This window comes from Streptomyces sp. NPDC001828, from assembly GCF_042892175.1.
Taxonomy (GTDB): domain Bacteria; phylum Actinomycetota; class Actinomycetes; order Streptomycetales; family Streptomycetaceae; genus Streptomyces.
In genome coordinates this window covers 92,154-111,301 of sequence record NZ_JBIATV010000011.1, presented here as the reverse complement: position 1 = coordinate 111,301, position 19,148 = coordinate 92,154, and the positions used below count along the sequence as shown (strand labels likewise).

The window sequence follows — 19,148 nt, the reverse complement described above, 5'->3', positions numbered from 1 at the left end:
CGATGAGGACCCACATGGCCGAAATGGGCCTTTCCGAGGGCGAGTTCCCGCCCGGCGCGAGAGGAAGATCACCCCGCCTGGCACGGTCTTGGCCAGTTCCCGGCCGCGCGGTACCTTCAGTCCGATACGACGACGCCAGAACGGAAGCCGGTGGAAATCCGGCACGGTCGCGCCACTGTGAACGAGTCGCCCCAGGAGAGGCGGATCGGAGTCAGACCCGTAGCCGTCGTCATGTGCACCACCGAGATGGGACGCGAACTCCCAGAGGAGGCCTCTGCCATGGCCCAGCACGTCGCCCAGCCGACTGCCACCACCCCCGCCCTTCCCGCGAAGCTGCCCCTGAGCGCCGTTGCCCCGTGGGCCGCGTTCTTCGGCATCCTGATGCTGGTCCTGCTGTACTTCGTCGGCGCCGAACAGGGCGCCACCTCCGTGGTCAACGGCGCGGGCGTCCACGAGTGGGTCCACGACGCCCGTCACCTGCTCGGCTTCCCCTGCCACTGACCCGAGGGACGCCGAACAGCCATGAACTCCGCAACTGTCAGAAACCTCCTCGTCCGGGGCATGCTCGCAGGCCTCGGGGCCGGCCTGCTCGCCCTCGTCGTGGCCTATTTCCTCGGTGAGCCCGGCGTCGACAGCGCCATCGGCTTCGAGGAGGCGCACGCCCCGGCCCACGAACACGAGGTCGAGATCGTCTCGCGGTCCCTGCAGTCCACCGCCGGTCTCGCCACCGGTGTCCTGGTCTACGGGATCGCCTTCGGCGGCATCGCCGCGCTCGCGTTCTGCTTCGCGCTCGGCCGGGTCGGCCGCTTCTCCCCGCGCGCCACGGCCCTGCTCCTGGCGGGGGCGGCGCTGCTCGCGGTGTACGTTGTGCCGTTCCTGAAGTACCCCGCGAACCCGCCGTCGGTCGGCGACCCCGACACCATCGGCAAGCGGACCTCCCTGTACTTCCTGATGATGGTGCTCAGCGTGCTGCTCGCGATCGCCGCGACCATCCTGGGCAAGCGCCTCGCACCGCACCTCGGCACCTGGTACGCCACGGTCGTCGCGCTGGCCGCCTTCGCCGTCGTGATCGGCCTCGCGTACGCGTTCCTGCCGGTCATCAACGAGGTGCCCGGCGACTTCCCGGCCACCCTGCTGTGGCGGTTCCGGCTCTCCGCGCTGGCCATCCAGGCCACGCTGTGGGGCGGACTCGGCCTCATCTTCGGCGAGTTGGCCGAGCGCCTGCTCAACCCGAAGCCGGCGGCCGCGCCCGCGGGGGCGGTACCGGCCGGCAACTGAGTCCGCGCGGGACACACAGGCGACAACCGAGAGGGCCCCCGAGCGATTCGGGGGCCCTCTCGGTTTCAGAGGGTGCCTGGCCGGCTCCGGGACCCCTTCCCCCGGCCCCGACCGGTAAATGTCGACTCGACCGGTATGTGTGGACAGGAAGCCGGAGGCGGCACGGCGGGCGGACGTGGTGCCGCTTGCATCGAGAGAGCCACGGAGCATACTGGTCGGGCCCCGATCACTCACAGAACGACTCCATGGCCAAAAACAGCACCTCCTCGACCACCGTCCCCGACACCGCGTGGCTGGGGCGCGGGCGCCACCTCGGGCCCGAGCCCGAGCGGGACGTCCGGCGCAACCTGATCGCCCTCAAGGCGGCCGGGGTGCTGGACGACTTCCTGGACCTCGACCCCGTCGAGGCGGCACGCCCCACCGTCCTGTATCCACGGGACGAGTCCGCCGACCCCGGCCCGTCGGCCCGTCGCCTCTTCGAGGCCCGCTGGCGGGTGGCCGACGACGTCACCGTGCGCGCACAGCTGACCACGTACGAACCCGAGAGCCGGCGCAAGGCCGACGAGGGCGTCACCTGGGTCCTGGCCGCCGAGGCCGACCGGGCGTGGGACGCGCACTGGCCCTCGCCCGCGACGATGTTCTGGCCGGACAGCGACCAGATCGACTGGGACCACGACACGGTGGCGAACCTGCGGCTGCGGACCACGAACCATCTGCCGAAGGACGACGACGAGCTGCGCCACCTGCTGCGGGACTGCACCCGCCAGAGCTGGTACATCCACGTCGTGGTGCACGAGGCGATGACGCCGGACGCGCGCGGACAGCGCCCGATCTCGGCCTTCCTGCCGTCGAGCCTGCGCCATCGGGTGATCGAGCACCGGGGCACACCGGAGCAGGCGCAGATCGCCGACCACGCGATGAAGCGCGAGCTGGGCGTACGGATGCCGCGCGGCGGCGCCGCCGTCCTGCCCACGGCGCCCCAGAGCCCCTGGTACGACGCGGACCGCTTCACCGTCCCCACCGTCTTCCTGGACGGCTCCGAACCGACCGAACTCCTCGACAGGATCCGGGAGTTCGCGGCCCTGCCGCAGCCCCTCGCGGCCGACGCGGAGCAGGCGCTGACCCGCCTGCGCAGGGGCTGGCACCTGCTCGACGCGCAGGAGGAGCTGGTCCACGCCCAGACCATGGTCGCCCAGTACGCCGAGGCGCTCGACGCCATGACCCACCAGCGCGACCTCTACCGCGAGGCGGCGGAGGCGGCCAACGCCGCCCTCGCCGAGGCGCCCGGCGCCGACAGTGCCCCCCGCCTCCCGGGCCCGAGGCCGGTCAAGACCGAGGCCTCGCCCCTGAGCGGCCTGACGAAGGCGTTCGGCCGCCTGCGGGGGCCGAACAAGTAAACCGGGGGCGGAGGCGGCTCACGCCAGGTCGAGCAGCTCCGTGTGCGAGCCGCCGAACCCCTGGTGCTCGTCGACCAGGTGGATCTCCAGGATCCAGTGGGCCTGCCCGCCCTCGTCGGCGGTCCGGCGCAGGGGCAGGTCGTTGCCCGGGGCGAGGTAGGCCTCGGGCCGGTCGGTGTCGGCGTTCGCCGGCGGGGTGACGTCCGCCAGATGGCCGGTGTGCCAACCGCCCAGTACCCAGCCCGCCTTGGTGGCCAGGGTCTGGGCCACGGTGTACAACTGGCTTCCGGTCATGGGCAGTTCGGCGTGGAAGGCCTCTCGGACCGCCGCGCTGATCTTCGGCAGATCGCCGAGGAGCCGGAGCCGGGCGGGATCCCGGCCGACAACTGCCGTACGGATGAAGCCGGTTCCGTAACCGGCGAACATCGGGCCGAGGTCGGTGATCACCATGTCGTCGGCCTCGATGACCCGGTCGTCCCCGGGCCGCTCGCCGCCGGACAGCACGCACCGCGGGCCCGACCAAACCAGCGGACGCGGCCGGTGCGGGAGCCGGGGGGACATCTCGCGCGCCAACTCCCCGATCCGGTCCGCCACTTCGCTCTCGAGCCACCCGGGAGCGATCAGCCCCCGCGCGGTCACCTCGGCGAACAGGGCCCGTGCGGCGCGCTGCCCCTCCACGAGCCCGAGAGCGCGCAGCCGCTGGTCCATCCGGTCGGGTACTGCCACGGTGCCGGTCCTCCGCTTCCTCTGCTCCTCGTACGGTTGCTCCTCGTACGGTGCTTACGGCATGGCCCGCACGATCACGAGCGAGCCCTCGTAGGCCGGCTGGTGGCGCAGGTGGCCGAACTCCTCGTCCCAGGCGCCGGAGGCCAGGTCGCGGCGCAGATCGGTGTCGAAGCGTTCGCGGGCCAGGTCGTCGACGAAGCTCCAGGCGGAGCAGGCCTGGCGGGCGGCCGGGTCGAGCAGTTTCTCGGGGCGGCCGTAGTAGGCCTCGTTGAAGCCGTCCGTGCAGTCGAGGGGGATGGGCACGGTCTGGACGGTGCAGTCGCCGCCGAGCGCGGCGGCCACCTCCTCGACGGCCGGGTAGCGGCGGGCCTCGGTGTCGAGGACCTCGGGCGCGTACCGGTACAGCCAGAAGTTCCGTACCAGCGCCGGGTCGCAGGTGAGGACGACCGCGGGGCCGCGGGTCACCCGTCGCATCTCGCGCAGCCCGGCCCGGACGTCCGACCACTGGTGCACGCTGAACAGCGTCATCGCCGCGTCGAACTCCCCGTCCGTGAACGGCAGGTTCTCGGCCACGGCGTCTATGGCGCGCACCAGCCGTGCGGGCCGCTGGGCCCGCATCGACTCCGAGGGCTCGACCGCCGTCACGGCGTGCGCCGCGTTCTCGTACGAACCCGCGCCGGCGCCGACGTTGAGGACGGTCCGGGCGTTGCCGAGCGCCTCGGCGATGCGCCGGGCGATCCGTTCGTCGGGGCGGCGGTAGGAGGAGTATCCGGATCCGATGGCGCCGTAGTCGACGTCTCCGGCGCTGCCGTCCTCGGTGCGTGTGGTCATGGGCTTGCCTCGCTTCGTGAGCAGGAACCGTGGAAGGGGTCCCGCGCGCCCCTCGGTTGTGCCGGGCGGGAGCGGGGGACCGACAGGGGTACTACGACCAGAGCCGGAAGCGCTCCCAGCCGTGCTCGGTCCGCTCGTACCGCAGCCGGGTGTGGACGCGGCTCTTGGCCGCCTGCCAGAACTCCACCTCCGTCGGAGCGAGGGTGTAGAGCGTCCAGGCGGAGTCGACGAGAGCCGGCTCGCCCTCGATCAGGGCGAGGGACTTCTCCAGGGCCTGGTCCCGTTCGACGGTGTCCGCGAGGTACTGGCTCTGCCGGCCGATGAGCGACTCGGCGCGGGCGGTCGTCGAGCGGCTCAGGAAGTCGGCCGCGTTGTCCTCGGCCGATCCGGGCGCCACGGCCCCGCGCAGCCGGATCTGCCGGCCGTGCTCGGGCCAGTAGAAGGTGAGCGCGGCCCGCGCGTGGACCGCCAGCTGGCGCCCCTTGGGGCTGAAGCCGTGCCCGGCGAACTGCCAGCCGCGGGCGTCGACTCCCTTGAGGATCAGGACGCGCGCGTCCGGGTCGCCCGCCTCGTCGACCGTGGACAGGGTCATCGCGTGCGGATCGCGCAGCCCGTCCCTCACGGCCTCGGCGAGCCAGCTGACGAACAGCCTCGTGGGGTCGGCCGGTGCCCGCTCGGGGTCGAACTCGGGAAGCGGCCCCGCGAACACCTCGATGCCCCGCAGCCACGCGCGGACGGTAGTGCCGTGATCCCCGTCGTCCATCTGTTGCCTCCTCCACGGGACACCTTCGAGGACCATCCTGCATCTGCGGCCGAAATTCGACAATTATCTGGCAGATGCTTGGGCGAAGGCCCAATGCGCGTGGCACATGCACCGTTGGATTTGGAGGTAGGGACAAGTGGCCGAGGGCATTTACGTGGCTTGTTCTCTCCCTCGGTCAGCCGACGAGGGTCGCGTGGGCCAGGAAGTGGCCGGTGGCGTCCTCGTACTCGTCCAGGCGCCAGCCCGTCGACGTGAGCGCCGGGCGCAGGTTGTGCTCGGCGAGCAGGTCCTCGGGGTCGAGGGGCCGGCCGTGCCGGGCCGCCCGCTCCGCGCGGCCGGAGGGGTGGAACAGCAGGAGCACGCCGTCGCGAGCGGCGACGCGGGCCCACTCGGCGAGGGCGGCGCGCGAGTCGGGGAGGTGGTCCAGGAGTCCCGCCGAGAAGATTCCGTGCACCGAGCTTCGCGGCACGGGAAGCCGGGTGCAGTCGGCGGCCAGCAGATGTCCGTGGTGGGTGCGGCCGTGCCGGGCGGCGGCGCAGAGCATGGCCGGTGTGACATCGACGCCGAGCACCCGGCCGTGCGGCCCGACCAGCTCCCGGAGCGCGGGCATCGCCCGCCCGGTGCCGCAGCCCAGGTCCATCGCCGTGGCGCCGGGTCGCAGCCGCATGCGGGTGACGGCGGCCGCGTAGGCGGGGGCCTGGTAGGCGAACCGCTCCTCCCAGGCGTCGGCCCGCTGGGTGAAGAAGGCGCGGGTGGTGGTGTGCTGGGCCCGCGCGGCCACCAACTGGGCGTAACGGAACAGGAGTTGCTCGGTCCGTTCGTCGAACGGGCCGCCCGGTGCGTGGTCCGGTCCGCCGGCGGGCCGCACGACCCACGCGCTGCCGCCGAGCCGGAAGGTGTGGGGCGGCGGCTCGGATCCGGCGAAGAGGGGGTCGGTGGCGGCGGCCGGGGTCGGCTCCATGCGTACGTCAAGGGTCTCCGTGGCCGCCGCCCGCGCCGCGAGGCCGGTCAGCAGCCCGGCGCCGGCGCCCAGGGCCAGGACCGGAACCTGCGCGGCGAGCGCCGCCCGCACCAGCGCCGGTGCCAGGGCGTCGGCCGCATCGGGGGCGTCCAGCAGGATCAGGCCTTCGGCGTCGCCGAGGCCGAGGGGCGCCGCCCCGCCCTCTGCGGACGGCACGCGCCGCAGGGTGAGGCCCGCCGCGACGAGCGCCCCGCTCACCGCCGCCGGGGTCTCTGCGGACGCCCGCTGCACGACGACCACGGCCATGGCCCACTCCTCACATTCGAGCCCATCCGGCCACACCGGTTGGCATCTACGCAAGGATGCGCCCACTCGATCCGCATATGCCAGACCATCTCTGGTGCTGAGATGTCGTGTCATGCCGGGGGCGGGAGCCGGGAAAACCGGGGGAGGGATCCTTAGGAGGCCCCGCGCCGAACCGCGAACGGCGTGGGGCCTCCTGCCGGGTGTCCCGCAGCGGCGAGAGCCACTCAACCGCCCCGTCCCGGTGGCTCAAGTGAATCAAGGCGCGGATCGGCTGGACTACTGGAGCAGGACACAGAAACAAGCCCCTGTGGCCGGGATGCGTACGGTCAATCATCCAAGAGGTGAACATGGCGTTCGAGGTAGCATTTGCGAGGCTCAGGGCTGCTTTGCTCTTGCTGTTGCCGGTGTGGAGGAAGGGTGAGGTGCGTGGCGGGGAGTGAATCGGTGCCCCCGGGACAGCGGGTGGTGAAGGGGTGGCCGGTTTCGCACTACGGGCCCGTGCCCCGGTTCCGTGCCGAGCGGTGGAACCTCCAGGTCTTCGGATCCACCGCGACGGGGGAGAAGTACACCTGGGACTTCGACGAGGTGATGGCGTTTCCCGCGGCCACGGTCACCACGGACCTGCACTGCGCGTCGGGCACCACGACCCTGGGCCACGAGTTCTACGGCGTACCCGCGTCCGTCCTGCTGGAACTCGCGCCGCCCGGCCCGGGGGTCACCCACGTCATGGCCTGGGCGGAGTACGGATACAACGCCAATCTGCGCCTCGCGGACTTCGCCTCGGAGCGGACCCTGATGGCCACCCACCACGACGGAGAGACGCTCACCGTCGAGCACGGCTTCCCGCTGCGGCTCGTCGTGCCGCACCTGTACGGCTACAAGGGGCCGAAGTGGCTGCGCGCCATCGAGTACATGACCCAGGACCGGCGCGGGTTCTGGGAGGAGCGGGGCTATCACAACCTGGCCGACCCCTGGACGGAACAGCGCCACTCGTACCAGGAGGACGAGTAGCGCTGCCGCACGGCCACCGGGCGGTGATCAGGCGCCGGCCGGCGCCCCCTCGAAGGCCGCGCGCCGCCGCTGGTCCATGGCGAGCCAGACCCGGTCCCGGGTGACCGGCAGCTCGGTGAACCGGACGCCGGTGGCGTCGCGCAGCGCGTTGGCGAACGCCGGGCCCACCGGGTTGAAGGGGCTCTCGCTCATCGACTTGGCGCCGAGCGGGCCGATGGCGTCGGTGGTCTCCATGAAGTGCACCTCGGTGCGCGGCACGTCCGCGTACTGAGGCAGGCGGTAGCGGCGGAACGCGGCGGTGGTGACCTCGCCCCGGTCGTCCACGCGCACGGTCTCGAAGAGCGTCGCGCCGAGGGCCTGGGCGACGCCGCCCTCGACCTGGCCGCGGCACTGCATCGGGTTCATGACCTTGCCCGCGTCGGCGGCGTGGACGCTGCGCAGGATCCGGATCTCGCCGGTGTCGGGGTCCACGGCGAGCCGGAACCACTGGGCGTTGAAGGCGACGGAGCGGGGCGTGCCGCCCCAGTGTCCGTCGGCGGCGATCTCCTCCTCGGCACCGGCCGCGACGGCCGCCTCGTGCAGCTCCTTGAGCGTCACCACGCGGCCCGCGCAGTCGAAGGCCTCCGCGCCGAGCACGCACAGATGACGGGCCACCCCGGTGTGCCGGGCGGCGAACGTCCGCAGCCGTTCGGCCAGCGAACCCGCGGCGAGCAGCACGGCCTTGCCGGCCACGACCGTGCCCGCCGAACCGAAGGCTCCGGTGTCGTGGCGGACGACGTCCGTGTCGGACTGCCGGACCGTGAGCCGGTCCTCGGTGGTGTTCAGGGCGCCCGCGGTGATCTGCTTGTGGACGGTGGTGGTGCCGTTGCCGAACTCGGCCGTGCCGACCGCGATGTCGTACGTCCCGTCGGAGAGCAGGGACACCCGGGCGTCGGCGTAGTGGCCGCCGGGCGGGCCGGTCGCGATCATCGCCATCGCCGTGCCCTGTCCGACCAGCCAGCCCTCGGGCGCCTTCGCCGCACTCTCGTCCTCGGCGAGTGCCTCGCGCACCACGTTCAGGCACTGGTCGAGCCCGTACGAGGCGATGTGCAGGTCCTCCTCCTCGCCGATCGGGCTGTGCATGGGCTCGCCGGGCCCGATGATGTTCTTCTCCCGGAAGACCAGCGGATCCATGCCGAGCCGGCGGGCCAGTTCGTCCATCACCGACTCCACGGCGAGGGTGACCTGGCCGAGGCCGTAGCCCCGGAAGGCGCCCGCCGGAACGACGTTGGTGTAGACCGAGAACGCGTCCACCTTCTTGTGCGGGGCGCGGTAGACGGCGAACGACTCGCCCACGCTGTGGAACATCACGGCGGGCCCGTGGTTGCCGTACGCCCCGGTGTTGGAGACCACGCGCATCTGGATCGCGGTCAGGACGCCGTCGGCGCGGGCGCCCACCTTGATGCCGATGGTGAAGGGGTGGCGGGTGGTCGCCCCGTAGAACTGCTCGGCCCGCGTGTACTCCAGCTTCACCGGGCGCCGCAGCTTCAGCGCGGCCAGCGTCACGATGTCCTCGGTCAGCATCTCCTGCTTGCCGCCGAAACCGCCGCCCACCCGTCCCGCCACGACCCGGACCTCGTCCTCGGGCAGGCCGTACAGGGCGCACAGGGCGCGACGGGTCAGGAACGGGGTCTGGGTGGAGGAGCGGACCGTGAGGCGCTCGCCGCTGCCGTCCTCCTTCGGTTCGAAGTACGCGACACAGCCGTGGGTCTCCAGGCTGGCGTGCTGGACGCGCTGGGTGCGGAAGGTCTCCTCGTAGATCACGTCGGCCTGGGCGAAGCCGTCCTCGGCGCAGCCGATCTCGCCGTGCACCTCGCCCGCCACGTTGTTCTCCACCCGGGCGATCCGGACCTCGGGTCCCTTGCCCTCGTGGATCACGGGGGCGCCCGGAGCCATCGCCTCCTCCGGGTCGATGACGTAAGGGAGTTGCTCGTAGACCACCTCCACCCGGCGGCAGCCCTCCTCGGCGGCCTGCTCGCTGTCGGCGACCACGGCGGCCACGCGCTGACCGACGTGGCGGACGGTGTCGTCCAGGACGCGGGTGTCGTCGGGGTCCTCGGTGGGGTGCTCGTGGCGGGCGGAGGAGTACAGGGTGTCGGGCGCGTCGTGGTGGGTGAGCACGGCGTGCACCCCGGGCACGCGGAGCGCCTCGGTGGTGTCGATGGAGGTGATGCGGGCGTGCGGGTGCGGGGAGCGCAGCAGCTTCATGTGCAGGAGGCCGGGCACCTCGACGTCGAAGGTGTACCGGGCGGTGCCGGTCACCACCTGGGGGCCCGCCGGCGCGCCGAGACTCTTGCCGACTGCCTTGCCCGCACAGGGGCGTTCGGTGTGCCGCACGCCGCGCACCGCGTCCTCGATGGCCCGGTAGCCGGTGCACCGGCAGATGTTGCCCTTGAACGCGCGGGGCAGGTCGGCGAGTTTGCCGTCGTCGTGCTCGGTGCCCTGTTCGGCTTCGAGGGCGGCCGTCGTCATCAGGAATCCGGCGGTGCAGAAGCCGCACTGGAAGCCCTGCGCGTCGAGGAACTTCTGTTGCACCGGGTGGAGTTCGCCCTCCGGCGAGGCGAGGCCTTCGACCGTGGTGACGCTGCGGCCCTCGGCCCGCACCGCCGGATACAGGCAGCTGTGGACCGGTTCGCCGTCCACATGCACGGTGCAGGCCCCGCAGTCGCCCTGGTCGCACCCCTTCTTCACGCCGAACCAGCCGCGCTCGCGCAGATAGGTGCGCAGGCACTGGCCGGCGCGCGGCTCGGTGTCGAAGCGCTGGTTGTTGACCTCGATGTCGAAGCTCATCGCACACCGTCCCTGGAGAGCTGAGTCAGTTCGTGGCGCACTTCCTCGGCGAGGCGCAGCCCCATGTGGTGCCGCCACTCGGGCAGTCCGTGGATGTCGTCGTACCAGTCGTCCTCGCGGACGGTCGCCTCGATCACCCGCCGCAGCTCCGCCTTGTCCGGCGGCAGCGGGAACCAGAAGCGGAACGGCCGTACGGTCGCCGCGCTGATCGTCACCGCCATCGACCCGTCGACCGGGTCGAGCGTTCCGATGACCAGGGCGCCCGAGCGGCCGAGCCCGTAGAGGGAGGCCTGCCGGAAGGCGGTGCGGCAGCCGAGGGCCCGCGCGGGCAGGGTGATCGAGCGGAACAGCTCGCCCTCCTGGAGGACCTTGCGGCCCGCGCCGGTGATGAAGTCGACGATCTTCACCGTGCGGGTCGCGCCGGTCTGCGACTGGAGCAGGCACGCGCCGTCGAGTCCGGCGGCCAGCGAGATCATGGGCCCGGCGGGCAGCCCGTTGCACAGGTTCCCGCCGACGGTCGCCATGTTCCAGATCTTGAACGAGGCGAGGAAGGCGCGGCAGCACTGCGCGAACAGGGGAGCGGCCCCGGCGGAGAACGTCCGCCCGAACCGGTACAGCTGGGCGATGGTGCAGGTCGCCGCGATCTCAAGGGATCCGTCCGGATCGAGGGTCAGCGGCTCCCAGCCCATCCGACTCAGATCGACCAGCCGCCGCAGGTGCGGCTGCGGCTCGGAGAACAGGTAGGTACCGCCGCCCAGCCATGCGTCCCCCGGCTGCCAGGGCTCGCGGAGCCGTGCGTCCCGCACGTCCGCCACCGTGTTCAGATCCATGTCTCCCCAACGCCCTTCGGCCGTGCCATCCAGGCCAGTGAAGCCCGGCGGTAAGGCCTAAAACGACTGGTTCAGCACACGGAAAACCCCTCTGTGGTGGGCGGCGTACTGGATGAATCACCAGGGAGGCGGGCGGCGCCTGGCCGAAAGGCGACGGCCGTTCGGCCGCCGCGCCCCAGGGGTGCGGCGGCCGGGTCCCGGCCGGTGGTTCAGCGGGGGCCCTCACCGCGGCGGGCCTCTGCGGCGGTCTTCAAGTCACGGAGCCAGCCTTCGAGGCCACCGCTGAGGAGCTCGGTCGCGGCGGGCACGTTGGCGTCGACCTGAGGACCGGTGTGGGTCTCCTCGGTGCGTACGAGGACGCCGCCCTTGACCTTGGTGAAGTTCCATACGTGGACGCCGTCGATGTGCAGGCCCTGGGCGTCCGCCGGGCCGGTCCAGCGGATGCAGGCGTTGTGCTTCATCTGCTGGACGGTCGAGGTGATCGTCAGGGTGGTGGCGGGAGTCGCGGGGTTGGCGGGCACGGGGGTGGTCCACCGGAAGGCCGCGCCCGGGCGCAGCGGCCCGTGGTAGAGCCGCTCCACGGTGGCGACGGGGGCCTGCCAGGACGGCCAGCGCCGCACGTCGGTCTGGAGCTTCCAGATGGTGCTGAGCGGTGCGTGGATCACGGTTTCGGTCCGGTAGCGGACGGCGGCCTCGGGGTCGACGCCTTTCCCTTGACAGGTAAGGGACTTGGCGGGCTGGGAGGCGGCTCCCGCGGGGGCCGAGGCGGCGCCGAGCACGGCGAGAGTGAGCGGGAGGGCGAAGAGGGCGGCGCGGGCGCCGACGCGGCGGGTGCTGGACATGTCGTATCCCCTTGGATTTAGAAGCTTTGTTGTTCGTTAGAAGTTCTAACACCCGCACGAAGACATCGTCAATAACCTTGGTGAGACCCTCTAACTGGTCGAGGCGGGCGCTGGACTGATCACGCGGTGGCACCGCACCCTGGTCGGGTGCCCGAGATCGCCTCCACCCTCCGCGTCCTGCCCCCCTCGCCCTGGACCGCGCGGCCCGGCGCCCGAACCGCCTGGCGCTGCGAACCCGCACCCGCCGAGGTGCGTGCCTTCCATGCCACGCTGCCGGACTACGCGCCCACTCCGCTGACCGAACTGCCCGCGCTGGCAGCCGAGTTGGAGGTCGGCCGGGTCTTCGTCAAGGACGAGTCCGCTCGCCTTGGACTGCCCGCGTTCAAGGCGCTCGGCGCGTCCTGGGCGGTCCACCGCATCCTCGCCGAACGGGCTGCCGGGGCCCGCCCGGGCCCGGTCACCCTGGTGACCGCCACCGACGGCAACCACGGGCGCGCGGTCGCCCGCGTGGCGCGCCTGCTCGGGCAGCGCGCCCACGTCTTCGTCCCCCGGGGCGTGCACCCACGGGCGGTGTCGGCCATCACCGCCGAGCGGGCGAAGGTCACCGAAGTCCCCGGGCCCTACGACGAGGCCGTACGGCTCGCGGCCGAGGCGGCCCGGGAGGCGGACGCGGTCCTGGTCCAGGACACCGCCTGGCCGGGTTACGAACGGATCCCGGGGTGGATCGTCGAGGGCTACTCCACCCTCTGCGCCGAGATCGACGAGCAGTTGACGGCCGCGGGCGCCGTCGCGGGACCCGGCCTCGTCGCCGTACCGGTGGGCGTGGGGTCCCTGGCCCAGGCCGTCGTGACGCACTACCGAAGCCGTCCCCGCGCGCAGGCGCCGGCGCTGCTCGCGGTGGAGCCGCAGGCCGCCGCCTGCGTTCTGGAGAGCCTCACCCGGGACGCGCCCGTCAGCATCACCACCGGCGAGACCAGCATGGCCGGGCTCAACTGCGGCACCCCGTCCAGCATCGCCTGGCCCCATCTGCGCAACGGCCTCGACGCCGCCGTCGCCGTGTCCGACGCCGACGCCGCCCGCGCCGCCGCGCGCCTCGCCGGACTCGGCGTCTCCTCGGGCCCCTGCGGCGCCGCCGGGCTCGCCGGCTCGCGGGCCGCGCTCATCGGACCCGGGAGCGGCCCACGCCGTACGGCACTCGGAATCGGTCCGTCCTCGGTGGTCGTACTCCTCAGCACCGAGGGCGCGGACGCCAACCCGCACTCCGCGCACGTGACGGCGGGCTGAGCGGGGGATCCGGCCGGCGCGCCTTCCGTCGGTGCCGGGCGCGGGGCGTCCGTACCGTGGGCGGCCTCTGGGCAGCGGCGGCCCGGTTTGCTAGCTTCGGGCCATGGTCCCGCAGGCTGAGAACTTCGCGTCGCGTCGCTATGTCGACCTGCGGCGCCAGGGCACGGCCACCTGTCGCCCCAGCTGAGGCGGCCGGGAGCAGCGAGTCCGGATCCGCCGAGTACGAGACGGCGCGGTGTCGGACCAGCTCCCCGAGGAAGTACCCCCATGTCCCGTTCAGCGGCCCCCCTTTCCCCGCTCGCCCCACCCCCCGGCCCGACACGGCGGGCCGCGGACGGCGCCCGGCGCAGGACCAGCGCCAGCGCGGTCCTGCGTTCCGTCCTGGAGCACGGGCCCGTCGCCCGCAGCACCATCGCCCGGCTGACCGGCCTCTCCCCGGCGTCGGTGACCGACCACTGTGCGCGCCTGGACGCGCTCGGCCTGATCCGCGAGACCGCCGCACCCCGGCGGTCGAAGGGCGCCGGGCGCCCCCATGTGCCGGTGGATCTGGACGCCGACCGGTTCGTGGCCTGCGGGGTGCACGTGGCGGTGCCGTACACCAGCGTCGCCCTGCTCGACCTGCGCGGCCGCGTGGTCGCCGAGCGGCGGCTCCCGCACGCCGCCGGCACCGATCCGGAGCGCATCCTGGCCAGCGCCGCCGAAGGCCTCGGCTCGCTCCTGACGGAAGCCGAGGGCCGGATACCGCTCGGCGTCGGGGTGGCGGCGGGCGGCTGGGTGGACCGGGACTCCGGGACGGTCGTGGAGCACGCCCTCCTCGGCTGGCGGGACGTCGCGGTACGCGACGTGATCGGCGAACGCACCGGCCTGCCGGTCCAAGTGGACGGCCACGCAAGGGCGTTGGTGAACGCGGAGAGGCTGTTCGGGCGGGCCCGGGGGAGCCGGAGCATGCTGCACCTGTTCGTCGGCAACGTCGTGGACGCCGCCTTCGCCACCCACGACGAGGTGCACCACGGCCCCCGTTCGCAGGCGGGCGCCATCGCCCATCTGCCGCTCGCGGGCGGTACCGAACCGTGCGAGTGCGGCCGGACGGGCTGCCTCCAGGCCGAGTTGAGCGAACGCACCCTGTGCCGCCGGGCCCGCGAGCACCACGTCATCCGCACCGCGAACCCCGTGCACGTGGTGCGGGCGGCGGCCGGCGGCGACCCGGTCGCCGTACGGCTCCTGGTGGAGCGGGCCGCCATGGTCGGAGCCGCGGCCCGGCTGCTGCTCGACGTCCTCAACCCGGAGGCCGTCGTCGTCACCGAGGTCGGCGTGATGCACCGGCAGGACTGCCTCGCCGCGCTGCGCGAGGCGGTGGGACGCCGGGACGCGCTGGTCGTGCCGAGCAGCTTCCCGGACTCGGTGCTCGCCGTGGCGGGCGGTTCGGTGGCGCTCGACGTGCTGTACCGGGACCCGCTGAGCGTGCTTCCGGTACCGGCCGGGAAATCGGGGGAGCCGAATTAATTCAGAAACTCCGAATGTTGACAGGGATTACGCGTGAACGCGAGGATTCTCGGCATGAGCAGCGCGCAGGAATTCTCCCCGGTGATCACCCGGTCGCGGCAGGTCCGCGACCGGAGCGCCGGTGTCGCGCCGACGCCATCGCGACCGGTCCTCCTGACCAGGTGCCGTTTCATCGACCTGATGCGGATCGGCCGCACCCTGTGTTGCTGATGTGCCGCTGTCGCTGACGCGCCCATGAATTGACGCGCTGAAGAAGGCGATTGAGCACGCCCACAGCTTCACGCGTCACGGACCTTCACGCGCGCCCACCCGCATGCTCCCCGTGTGCTCCCCGTGTGCACGCGTCGGCGTCCCGGCATCGCCGGATCCCGATGTCTCCGCGTCGTGCTCATGGACGGCTCGTGCGCATTCCGCCTTCTTCGCCGCGTCCGGCCTTTCGTGCGTCCGTTCCGCATTTCCCGCGCCCATTCCGTCCCCGCCCCGCCCGCGCGCGATTCCGCGCGCCTTCTTCCTCCTGCCATCACGGAGTCCTTCCATGCCACCAGTGTCCCCAGCCGTGCCCGGTGTCGACCGGCGGCTGTTCCTGTCCTCACTGCTCGGCGTCGTCGCCGCCGCCGGTCTCAGCGGCTGCGCGGGCGCCCACGCCGCCGACACCGTGACCAAGGGGGCCGCGTCCGCCCCGCTGTCCACCACCGTCCCCTCCGGTACCAGCCTGAAGGTCGCCTCGTACCAGGGCGTACAGCAACTCCAGTTCAAACTGGCCGGGTTGGACGATCTACCGTTCACCGTGTCGGACTGGGTGAACACCGGCGCCGGTCCCGACGTCATCAACGCCTTCCGCGCCAAGTCCCTCGACATCGCCAACAACGCGGGGATCCCGCCCATCCAGGCGCACTTCCAGGGCTACGACGCGAAGATCGTCGCGATCGGCATCACCCGCAAGCCCACCTACGTCTTCGCCACCAAGCCCGGCAGCGACATCAGGGACGTTCGGGGTTTCCGGGGCAAGAAGCTGGCCTTCTCGCAGGGGCAGGCGCAGGGCGTCGTCCTGCTACGGGCCCTGAAGCAGGCCGGGTTGACGCACGACGACGTGAAGCTGGTGCCGCTGACCAGCAATCAGTTCTTCACCGCGCTCCAGGCCGGCCAGGTCGACATCGCCCCGCTCGCCAACAGCCAGGCCCCCGCCTACCTCAAGCAGTACGGGCCCAAGGGCGCCCACACCATCACGACCGGCGTCGTCGACCTGCTCAACCTGCTGTGGGCCCCCGCCTCCGTGCTCGCCGACCCCGCGAAGGCGGCCGCGGTCGCCGCGTACGTCCCGCGCTGGGCCAAGGGCCAGGTCTGGGCCTACGAACACCCGGACGTCTGGAACGAGGAGTTCTACGTCAAGACCCAGAACCTCACGCTCGCACAGGCCCGGTCGATCACCGCACTCGCCAACAAGCCGCTCTTCCCGCCCAGTTGGGACGAGGCGGTGCGGTGGGAGCAGGAGACCGCGGACCTGCTCGCCGAGGGCGGCTTCGTCAAGAAGTTCCAGGTCGACTCGCTCTTCGACCGCCGCTTCGAGGGCCTCGCGGCCAAGGCCGTTCCGGCCGAGTACCAGAGGTGACGGCCATGACCACCACCGCGACGACACCCCTCGTGTCCCCGCCCGCCGAAGCGCCGGCGCCCCTCCGGGGACCAAGGCGCCGCGCACTCGCGCCCGGCAAACGGCTGCCCGCCGCGCGGCTGATCGGACCCGGACTCGTCCTCGTCCTGTGGGCCGCCGCGTCCGCCGCCGGGCAGCTGGACCCCGCCGCGATCCCGGCACCCTGGACGGTCCTGCGCACCGCCGGCCATCTGTGGAGCGACGGCACCCTCTCCACCGACGTACTCACCTCGCTGGAACGCGCCGGATACGGCTTCGCCCTCGGCCTGACCGCCGGAGTGGTCCTGGCCCTCGCGGCCGGGCTCAGCCGGGTCGGCGAGGCGCTGATCGACGGGACGGTCCAGCTCAACCGGGCGATCCCCACCCTCGGCCTGATCCCGCTGTTCATCCTCTGGCTCGGCATCGGCGAGACCTTCAAGATCGCGATCATCGCCATCGTCGTCTACATCCCGATCTACCTGAACCTGCACGCGGCGCTGTCCGGCATCGACCACCGCTATGTCGAACTGGCCGAAGTCCAGGGCCTGTCCAGGGTCCGCTTCATCCGGCAGATCGTCGTCCCCGGCGCGCTGCCCGGCTTCTTCGTGGGGCTCCGGCTCGGCGTGACCGGGTCCTGGCTCTCGCTGGTCGTCCTGGAGCAGATCAACGCCACCAGCGGCCTCGGCTACCTGATGTTCCAGGCCCAGAACTACGGCCGCACCGACATCATCCTCGTCGGCCTGCTGATCTACGGCGTCTTCGGTCTCATCTCCGACAGCGCGGTCCGCCTCGTCGAACGGAGGGTGCTGTCATGGCGACGCACACTGAGCAACTGACCACCGTCCAGGCCCCCGCGGTCCGGCTCGCCGGGCTCACCCGGTCCTTCGACGGCCGCACCGTCCTCGACGGCATCGACCTCGACATCCCGGCCGGCCAGTTCACCGCCCTGCTCGGCCACAGCGGCTCCGGCAAGAGCACCCTCTTGCGCGCCATCGCCGGACTCGACCACCAGGTCACCGGAAGCGGTGAACTGGCCGCCCCCGAGCGGGTGTCCGTGGTCTTCCAGGACTCCCGGCTGCTGCCCTGGCGCCGCGTGCTCGACAACGTCCTGCTCGGCACGGACGGCAAGGAGGCCGCCGAGCAGGGCCGGGCCGCCCTCGCCGAAGTGGGTCTCGCGGGCCGCGAGCGGGCCTGGCCCAACGAGCTGTCCGGCGGGGAGGCGCAACGCGCGGCCCTGGCCCGCTCCCTGGTGCGCCGGCCCGAACTGCTCCTCGCCGACGAGCCGTTCGGCGCCCTGGACGCCCTCACCCGCATCCGCATGCACGTGCTCCTGCGCGAGCTGTGGCAACGCCACCGGCCGTCCGTCCTGCTCGTCACCCACGACGTGGACGAGGCCATCGTCCTCGCCGACCGGGTCCTGGTGCTCGACCGGGGCCGCATCGGCCTCGACCTCACCATCGACCGCCCGCACCCGCGCTCGTACCGCGATCCGCTCCTCGGCGAATACCGCGAACGCCTGCTTGCCGCACTCGGCGTGACGGCACACGAGGAACGACACCACGACCGCACCCGTCAAGAGCGTGCCCACCACCAGGAGGACCCCCAGTGACCCGGCGCCAACTCCACCTCAACGCCTTCCTCATGAGCACCGGGCACCACGAGGCGTCCTGGCGGCTGCCCGAGAGCGACCCGTACGCGAGCGTCGACCTGAACCACTACCGCGAGCTCGCCCGCATCGCCGAGCGCGGCACCTTCGACTCGCTCTTCCTCGCCGACGGGCCGGTCCTGTTCAGCCACGTCGGCCAGCGCCCCGCCGGCGTTCTGGAACCGCTGACCCTGCTCACCGCGCTGGCGGTGGCGACCGAGCACATCGGCCTGATCGCCACCGCCTCCACCTCGTACAACTCGCCCTACAACCTGGCCCGCAGGTTCGCCTCCCTCGACCACGTCAGCGGCGGCCGGGCCGGCTGGAACATCGTCACCACAGCGGGCGCCGAGGCCGCCCGCAACTTCGGGCTCGACGACGAACCCGCCCACGCCACCCGCTACGAACGCGCCGCCGAATTCCTCGACGTGGCGCTCAAGCTCTGGGACAGCTGGGAGGACGACGTCGTCGTCGCGGACAAGGCGGCCGGTGTCTGGGGCGACGACGGCAAGATCCACCCGCCGCGCCACCAGGGGACGTACTTCAGCGTCGAAGGCGCGCTCAACGTGCCCCGCAGCCCGCAGGGTTACCCCCTGCTCGTGCAGGCGGGCTCCTCGCGGGACGGCAAGCACTTCGCCGCCCGCTACGCGGAGGCCGTCTTCACCGCCCAGCAGACGCTGGGGGACGCGCAGGCCTTCTACGGCGACCTCAAGTCCCGGGCCCGCGCGGCCGGCCGGAACCCCGACCACCTCAAGATCCTGCCCGGCATCGTGCCGGTCATCGGCTCCACCGAGGCCGAGGCGCGCGCCCACGAGCAGGTCCTGGAGGACCACATCGTCCACGAGCACGGCCTCCACCGCCTCGAACGGCTGCTGCACCTGGAGCCCGGAGTCCTCCAGCTGGACGCCCAACTGCCCGCCGGGCTGCCGCCGGAGAGCGCGATCGAGGGCGCGAAGAGCCGCTACACCCTGGTCGTGGAACTCGCCCGGCGCGAACATCTGACCGTACGTCAGCTCATCGGCCGCCTCGGCGGCGGGCGCGGCCATCTGACCTTCGCCGGCACGCCCGAGCAGGTGGCCGACGCGATCGAGAGCTGGTTCACCCTGGGCGCCGCCGACGGCTTCAACATCATGCCCGCAGTCCTGCCGTCCGGACTCGAAGCCTTCGTGGACCACGTCGTTCCCATCCTGCGCGCCCGTGGCCTGTTCCGCACGGAGTACGGCCCCCGGGGGACCCTGCGCGACCGCTACGGCCTGCCCCGCCCCGCCAACCAGCACACCCTCCCGGCCCTCAGCCGGGTCTGACCCACGCCCGA

The 19,148-nt window shown here is 72.3% G+C and carries 18 protein-coding genes and 1 riboswitch; of the genes, 11 read left to right on the top strand and 7 right to left on the bottom strand.

From position 1 onward, the window contains the following. Positions 1-143 precede the first annotated feature (143 nt). Positions 144-199, top strand: a riboswitch (cobalamin riboswitch). An 80-nt stretch (positions 200-279) separates the two neighbouring features. From ACFYZA_RS27835 to ACFYZA_RS27825, 3 genes are all read left to right on the top strand, one after another. Then, positions 280-501, top strand: coding sequence for a CbtB-domain containing protein (locus ACFYZA_RS27835; protein ID WP_161255878.1), 222 nt, complete (start codon positions 280-282; stop codon positions 499-501). Between the two features lie 21 nt (positions 502-522). Further along, entirely contained in the window at positions 523-1,278 is a 756-nt protein-coding gene (locus tag ACFYZA_RS27830; RefSeq protein ID WP_388493333.1) for a CbtA family protein, read from the top strand. A gap of 245 nt (positions 1,279-1,523) precedes the next feature. After that, positions 1,524-2,675 carry a hypothetical protein gene (locus tag ACFYZA_RS27825; RefSeq protein ID WP_388493331.1) on the top strand — a complete coding sequence of 384 codons (1,152 nt, stop codon included), beginning with the start codon at positions 1,524-1,526 and terminating at the stop codon, positions 2,673-2,675. 18 nt (positions 2,676-2,693) lie between these two features. Here ACFYZA_RS27825 and ACFYZA_RS27820 read toward each other — a convergent pair whose 3' ends face one another. From ACFYZA_RS27820 to ACFYZA_RS27805, 4 genes are all read right to left on the bottom strand, one after another. After that, positions 2,694-3,401, bottom strand: a complete 708-nt coding sequence (locus tag ACFYZA_RS27820; protein ID WP_388493330.1) for a M24 family metallopeptidase — start codon at positions 3,399-3,401, stop codon at positions 2,694-2,696. Positions 3,402-3,455: 54 nt separating this feature from the next. Further along, entirely contained in the window at positions 3,456-4,232 is a 777-nt protein-coding gene (locus ACFYZA_RS27815; RefSeq protein ID WP_388493328.1) for a class I SAM-dependent methyltransferase, read from the bottom strand. Between the two features lie 91 nt (positions 4,233-4,323). Beyond that, a complete protein-coding gene (locus tag ACFYZA_RS27810; protein ID WP_388493327.1) occupies positions 4,324-4,995 on the bottom strand; it encodes a pyridoxal 5'-phosphate synthase in 672 nt (223 codons plus the stop codon). 175 nt (positions 4,996-5,170) lie between these two features. Then, positions 5,171-6,262: a class I SAM-dependent methyltransferase gene (locus tag ACFYZA_RS27805; protein ID WP_388493326.1), complete on the bottom strand. Its 1,092-nt coding sequence runs from the start codon at positions 6,260-6,262 to the stop codon at positions 5,171-5,173. Between the two features lie 417 nt (positions 6,263-6,679). Here ACFYZA_RS27805 and ACFYZA_RS27800 point away from each other — a divergent pair, with 417 nt between their 5' ends. Continuing rightward, positions 6,680-7,273 (top strand): molybdopterin-dependent oxidoreductase, encoded by a 594-nt coding sequence (locus ACFYZA_RS27800; protein ID WP_388493324.1) that lies wholly within the window; start codon positions 6,680-6,682, stop codon positions 7,271-7,273. A 27-nt stretch (positions 7,274-7,300) separates the two neighbouring features. On the opposite strand, the gene ACFYZA_RS27795 is transcribed toward ACFYZA_RS27800, so the two are convergent. The 3 genes from ACFYZA_RS27795 to ACFYZA_RS27785 all read right to left on the bottom strand — a co-directional run bounded on the left by ACFYZA_RS27795 (position 7,301) and on the right by ACFYZA_RS27785 (position 11,774). Then, a complete protein-coding gene (locus tag ACFYZA_RS27795; RefSeq protein WP_388493322.1) occupies positions 7,301-10,102 on the bottom strand; it encodes a molybdopterin-dependent oxidoreductase in 2,802 nt (933 codons plus the stop codon). Beyond that, positions 10,099-10,932 (bottom strand): FAD binding domain-containing protein, encoded by an 834-nt coding sequence (locus tag ACFYZA_RS27790; protein ID WP_382591334.1) that lies wholly within the window; start codon positions 10,930-10,932, stop codon positions 10,099-10,101. Before ACFYZA_RS27790 ends, ACFYZA_RS27795 begins: the two co-directional genes overlap by 4 nt. A gap of 209 nt (positions 10,933-11,141) precedes the next feature. Beyond that, positions 11,142-11,774, bottom strand: coding sequence for an SRPBCC family protein (locus tag ACFYZA_RS27785; RefSeq protein WP_382591331.1), 633 nt, complete (start codon positions 11,772-11,774; stop codon positions 11,142-11,144). Between the two features lie 147 nt (positions 11,775-11,921). On the opposite strand from ACFYZA_RS27785, the gene ACFYZA_RS27780 reads away from it, so the two are divergent. From ACFYZA_RS27780 to ACFYZA_RS27750, 7 genes are all read left to right on the top strand, one after another. Beyond that, positions 11,922-13,058 (top strand): diaminopropionate ammonia-lyase, encoded by a 1,137-nt coding sequence (locus ACFYZA_RS27780; RefSeq protein WP_388493321.1) that lies wholly within the window; start codon positions 11,922-11,924, stop codon positions 13,056-13,058. A gap of 267 nt (positions 13,059-13,325) precedes the next feature. Then, positions 13,326-14,561, top strand: coding sequence for an ROK family protein (locus ACFYZA_RS27775; protein WP_388493320.1), 1,236 nt, complete (start codon positions 13,326-13,328; stop codon positions 14,559-14,561). Positions 14,562-14,615: 54 nt separating this feature from the next. Beyond that, positions 14,616-14,771 carry a hypothetical protein gene (locus ACFYZA_RS27770; protein WP_382591321.1) on the top strand — a complete coding sequence of 52 codons (156 nt, stop codon included), beginning with the start codon at positions 14,616-14,618 and terminating at the stop codon, positions 14,769-14,771. A 325-nt stretch (positions 14,772-15,096) separates the two neighbouring features. Continuing rightward, complete coding sequence (locus ACFYZA_RS27765) at positions 15,097-16,170, top strand: ABC transporter substrate-binding protein (RefSeq protein WP_388493318.1); 1,074 nt, start codon at positions 15,097-15,099, stop codon at positions 16,168-16,170. 5 nt (positions 16,171-16,175) lie between these two features. Beyond that, complete coding sequence (locus ACFYZA_RS27760) at positions 16,176-17,024, top strand: ABC transporter permease (protein WP_388493316.1); 849 nt, start codon at positions 16,176-16,178, stop codon at positions 17,022-17,024. Next, the gene (locus ACFYZA_RS27755) at positions 17,000-17,797 is read left to right on the top strand and encodes an ABC transporter ATP-binding protein (protein WP_388493314.1); all 798 of its coding nucleotides are present in this window, start codon (positions 17,000-17,002) and stop codon (positions 17,795-17,797) included. Before ACFYZA_RS27760 ends, ACFYZA_RS27755 begins: the two co-directional genes overlap by 25 nt. After that, complete coding sequence (locus ACFYZA_RS27750) at positions 17,794-19,137, top strand: LLM class flavin-dependent oxidoreductase (protein WP_388493313.1); 1,344 nt, start codon at positions 17,794-17,796, stop codon at positions 19,135-19,137. Before ACFYZA_RS27755 ends, ACFYZA_RS27750 begins: the two co-directional genes overlap by 4 nt. The last annotated feature ends 11 nt before the right edge of the window (positions 19,138-19,148 follow it).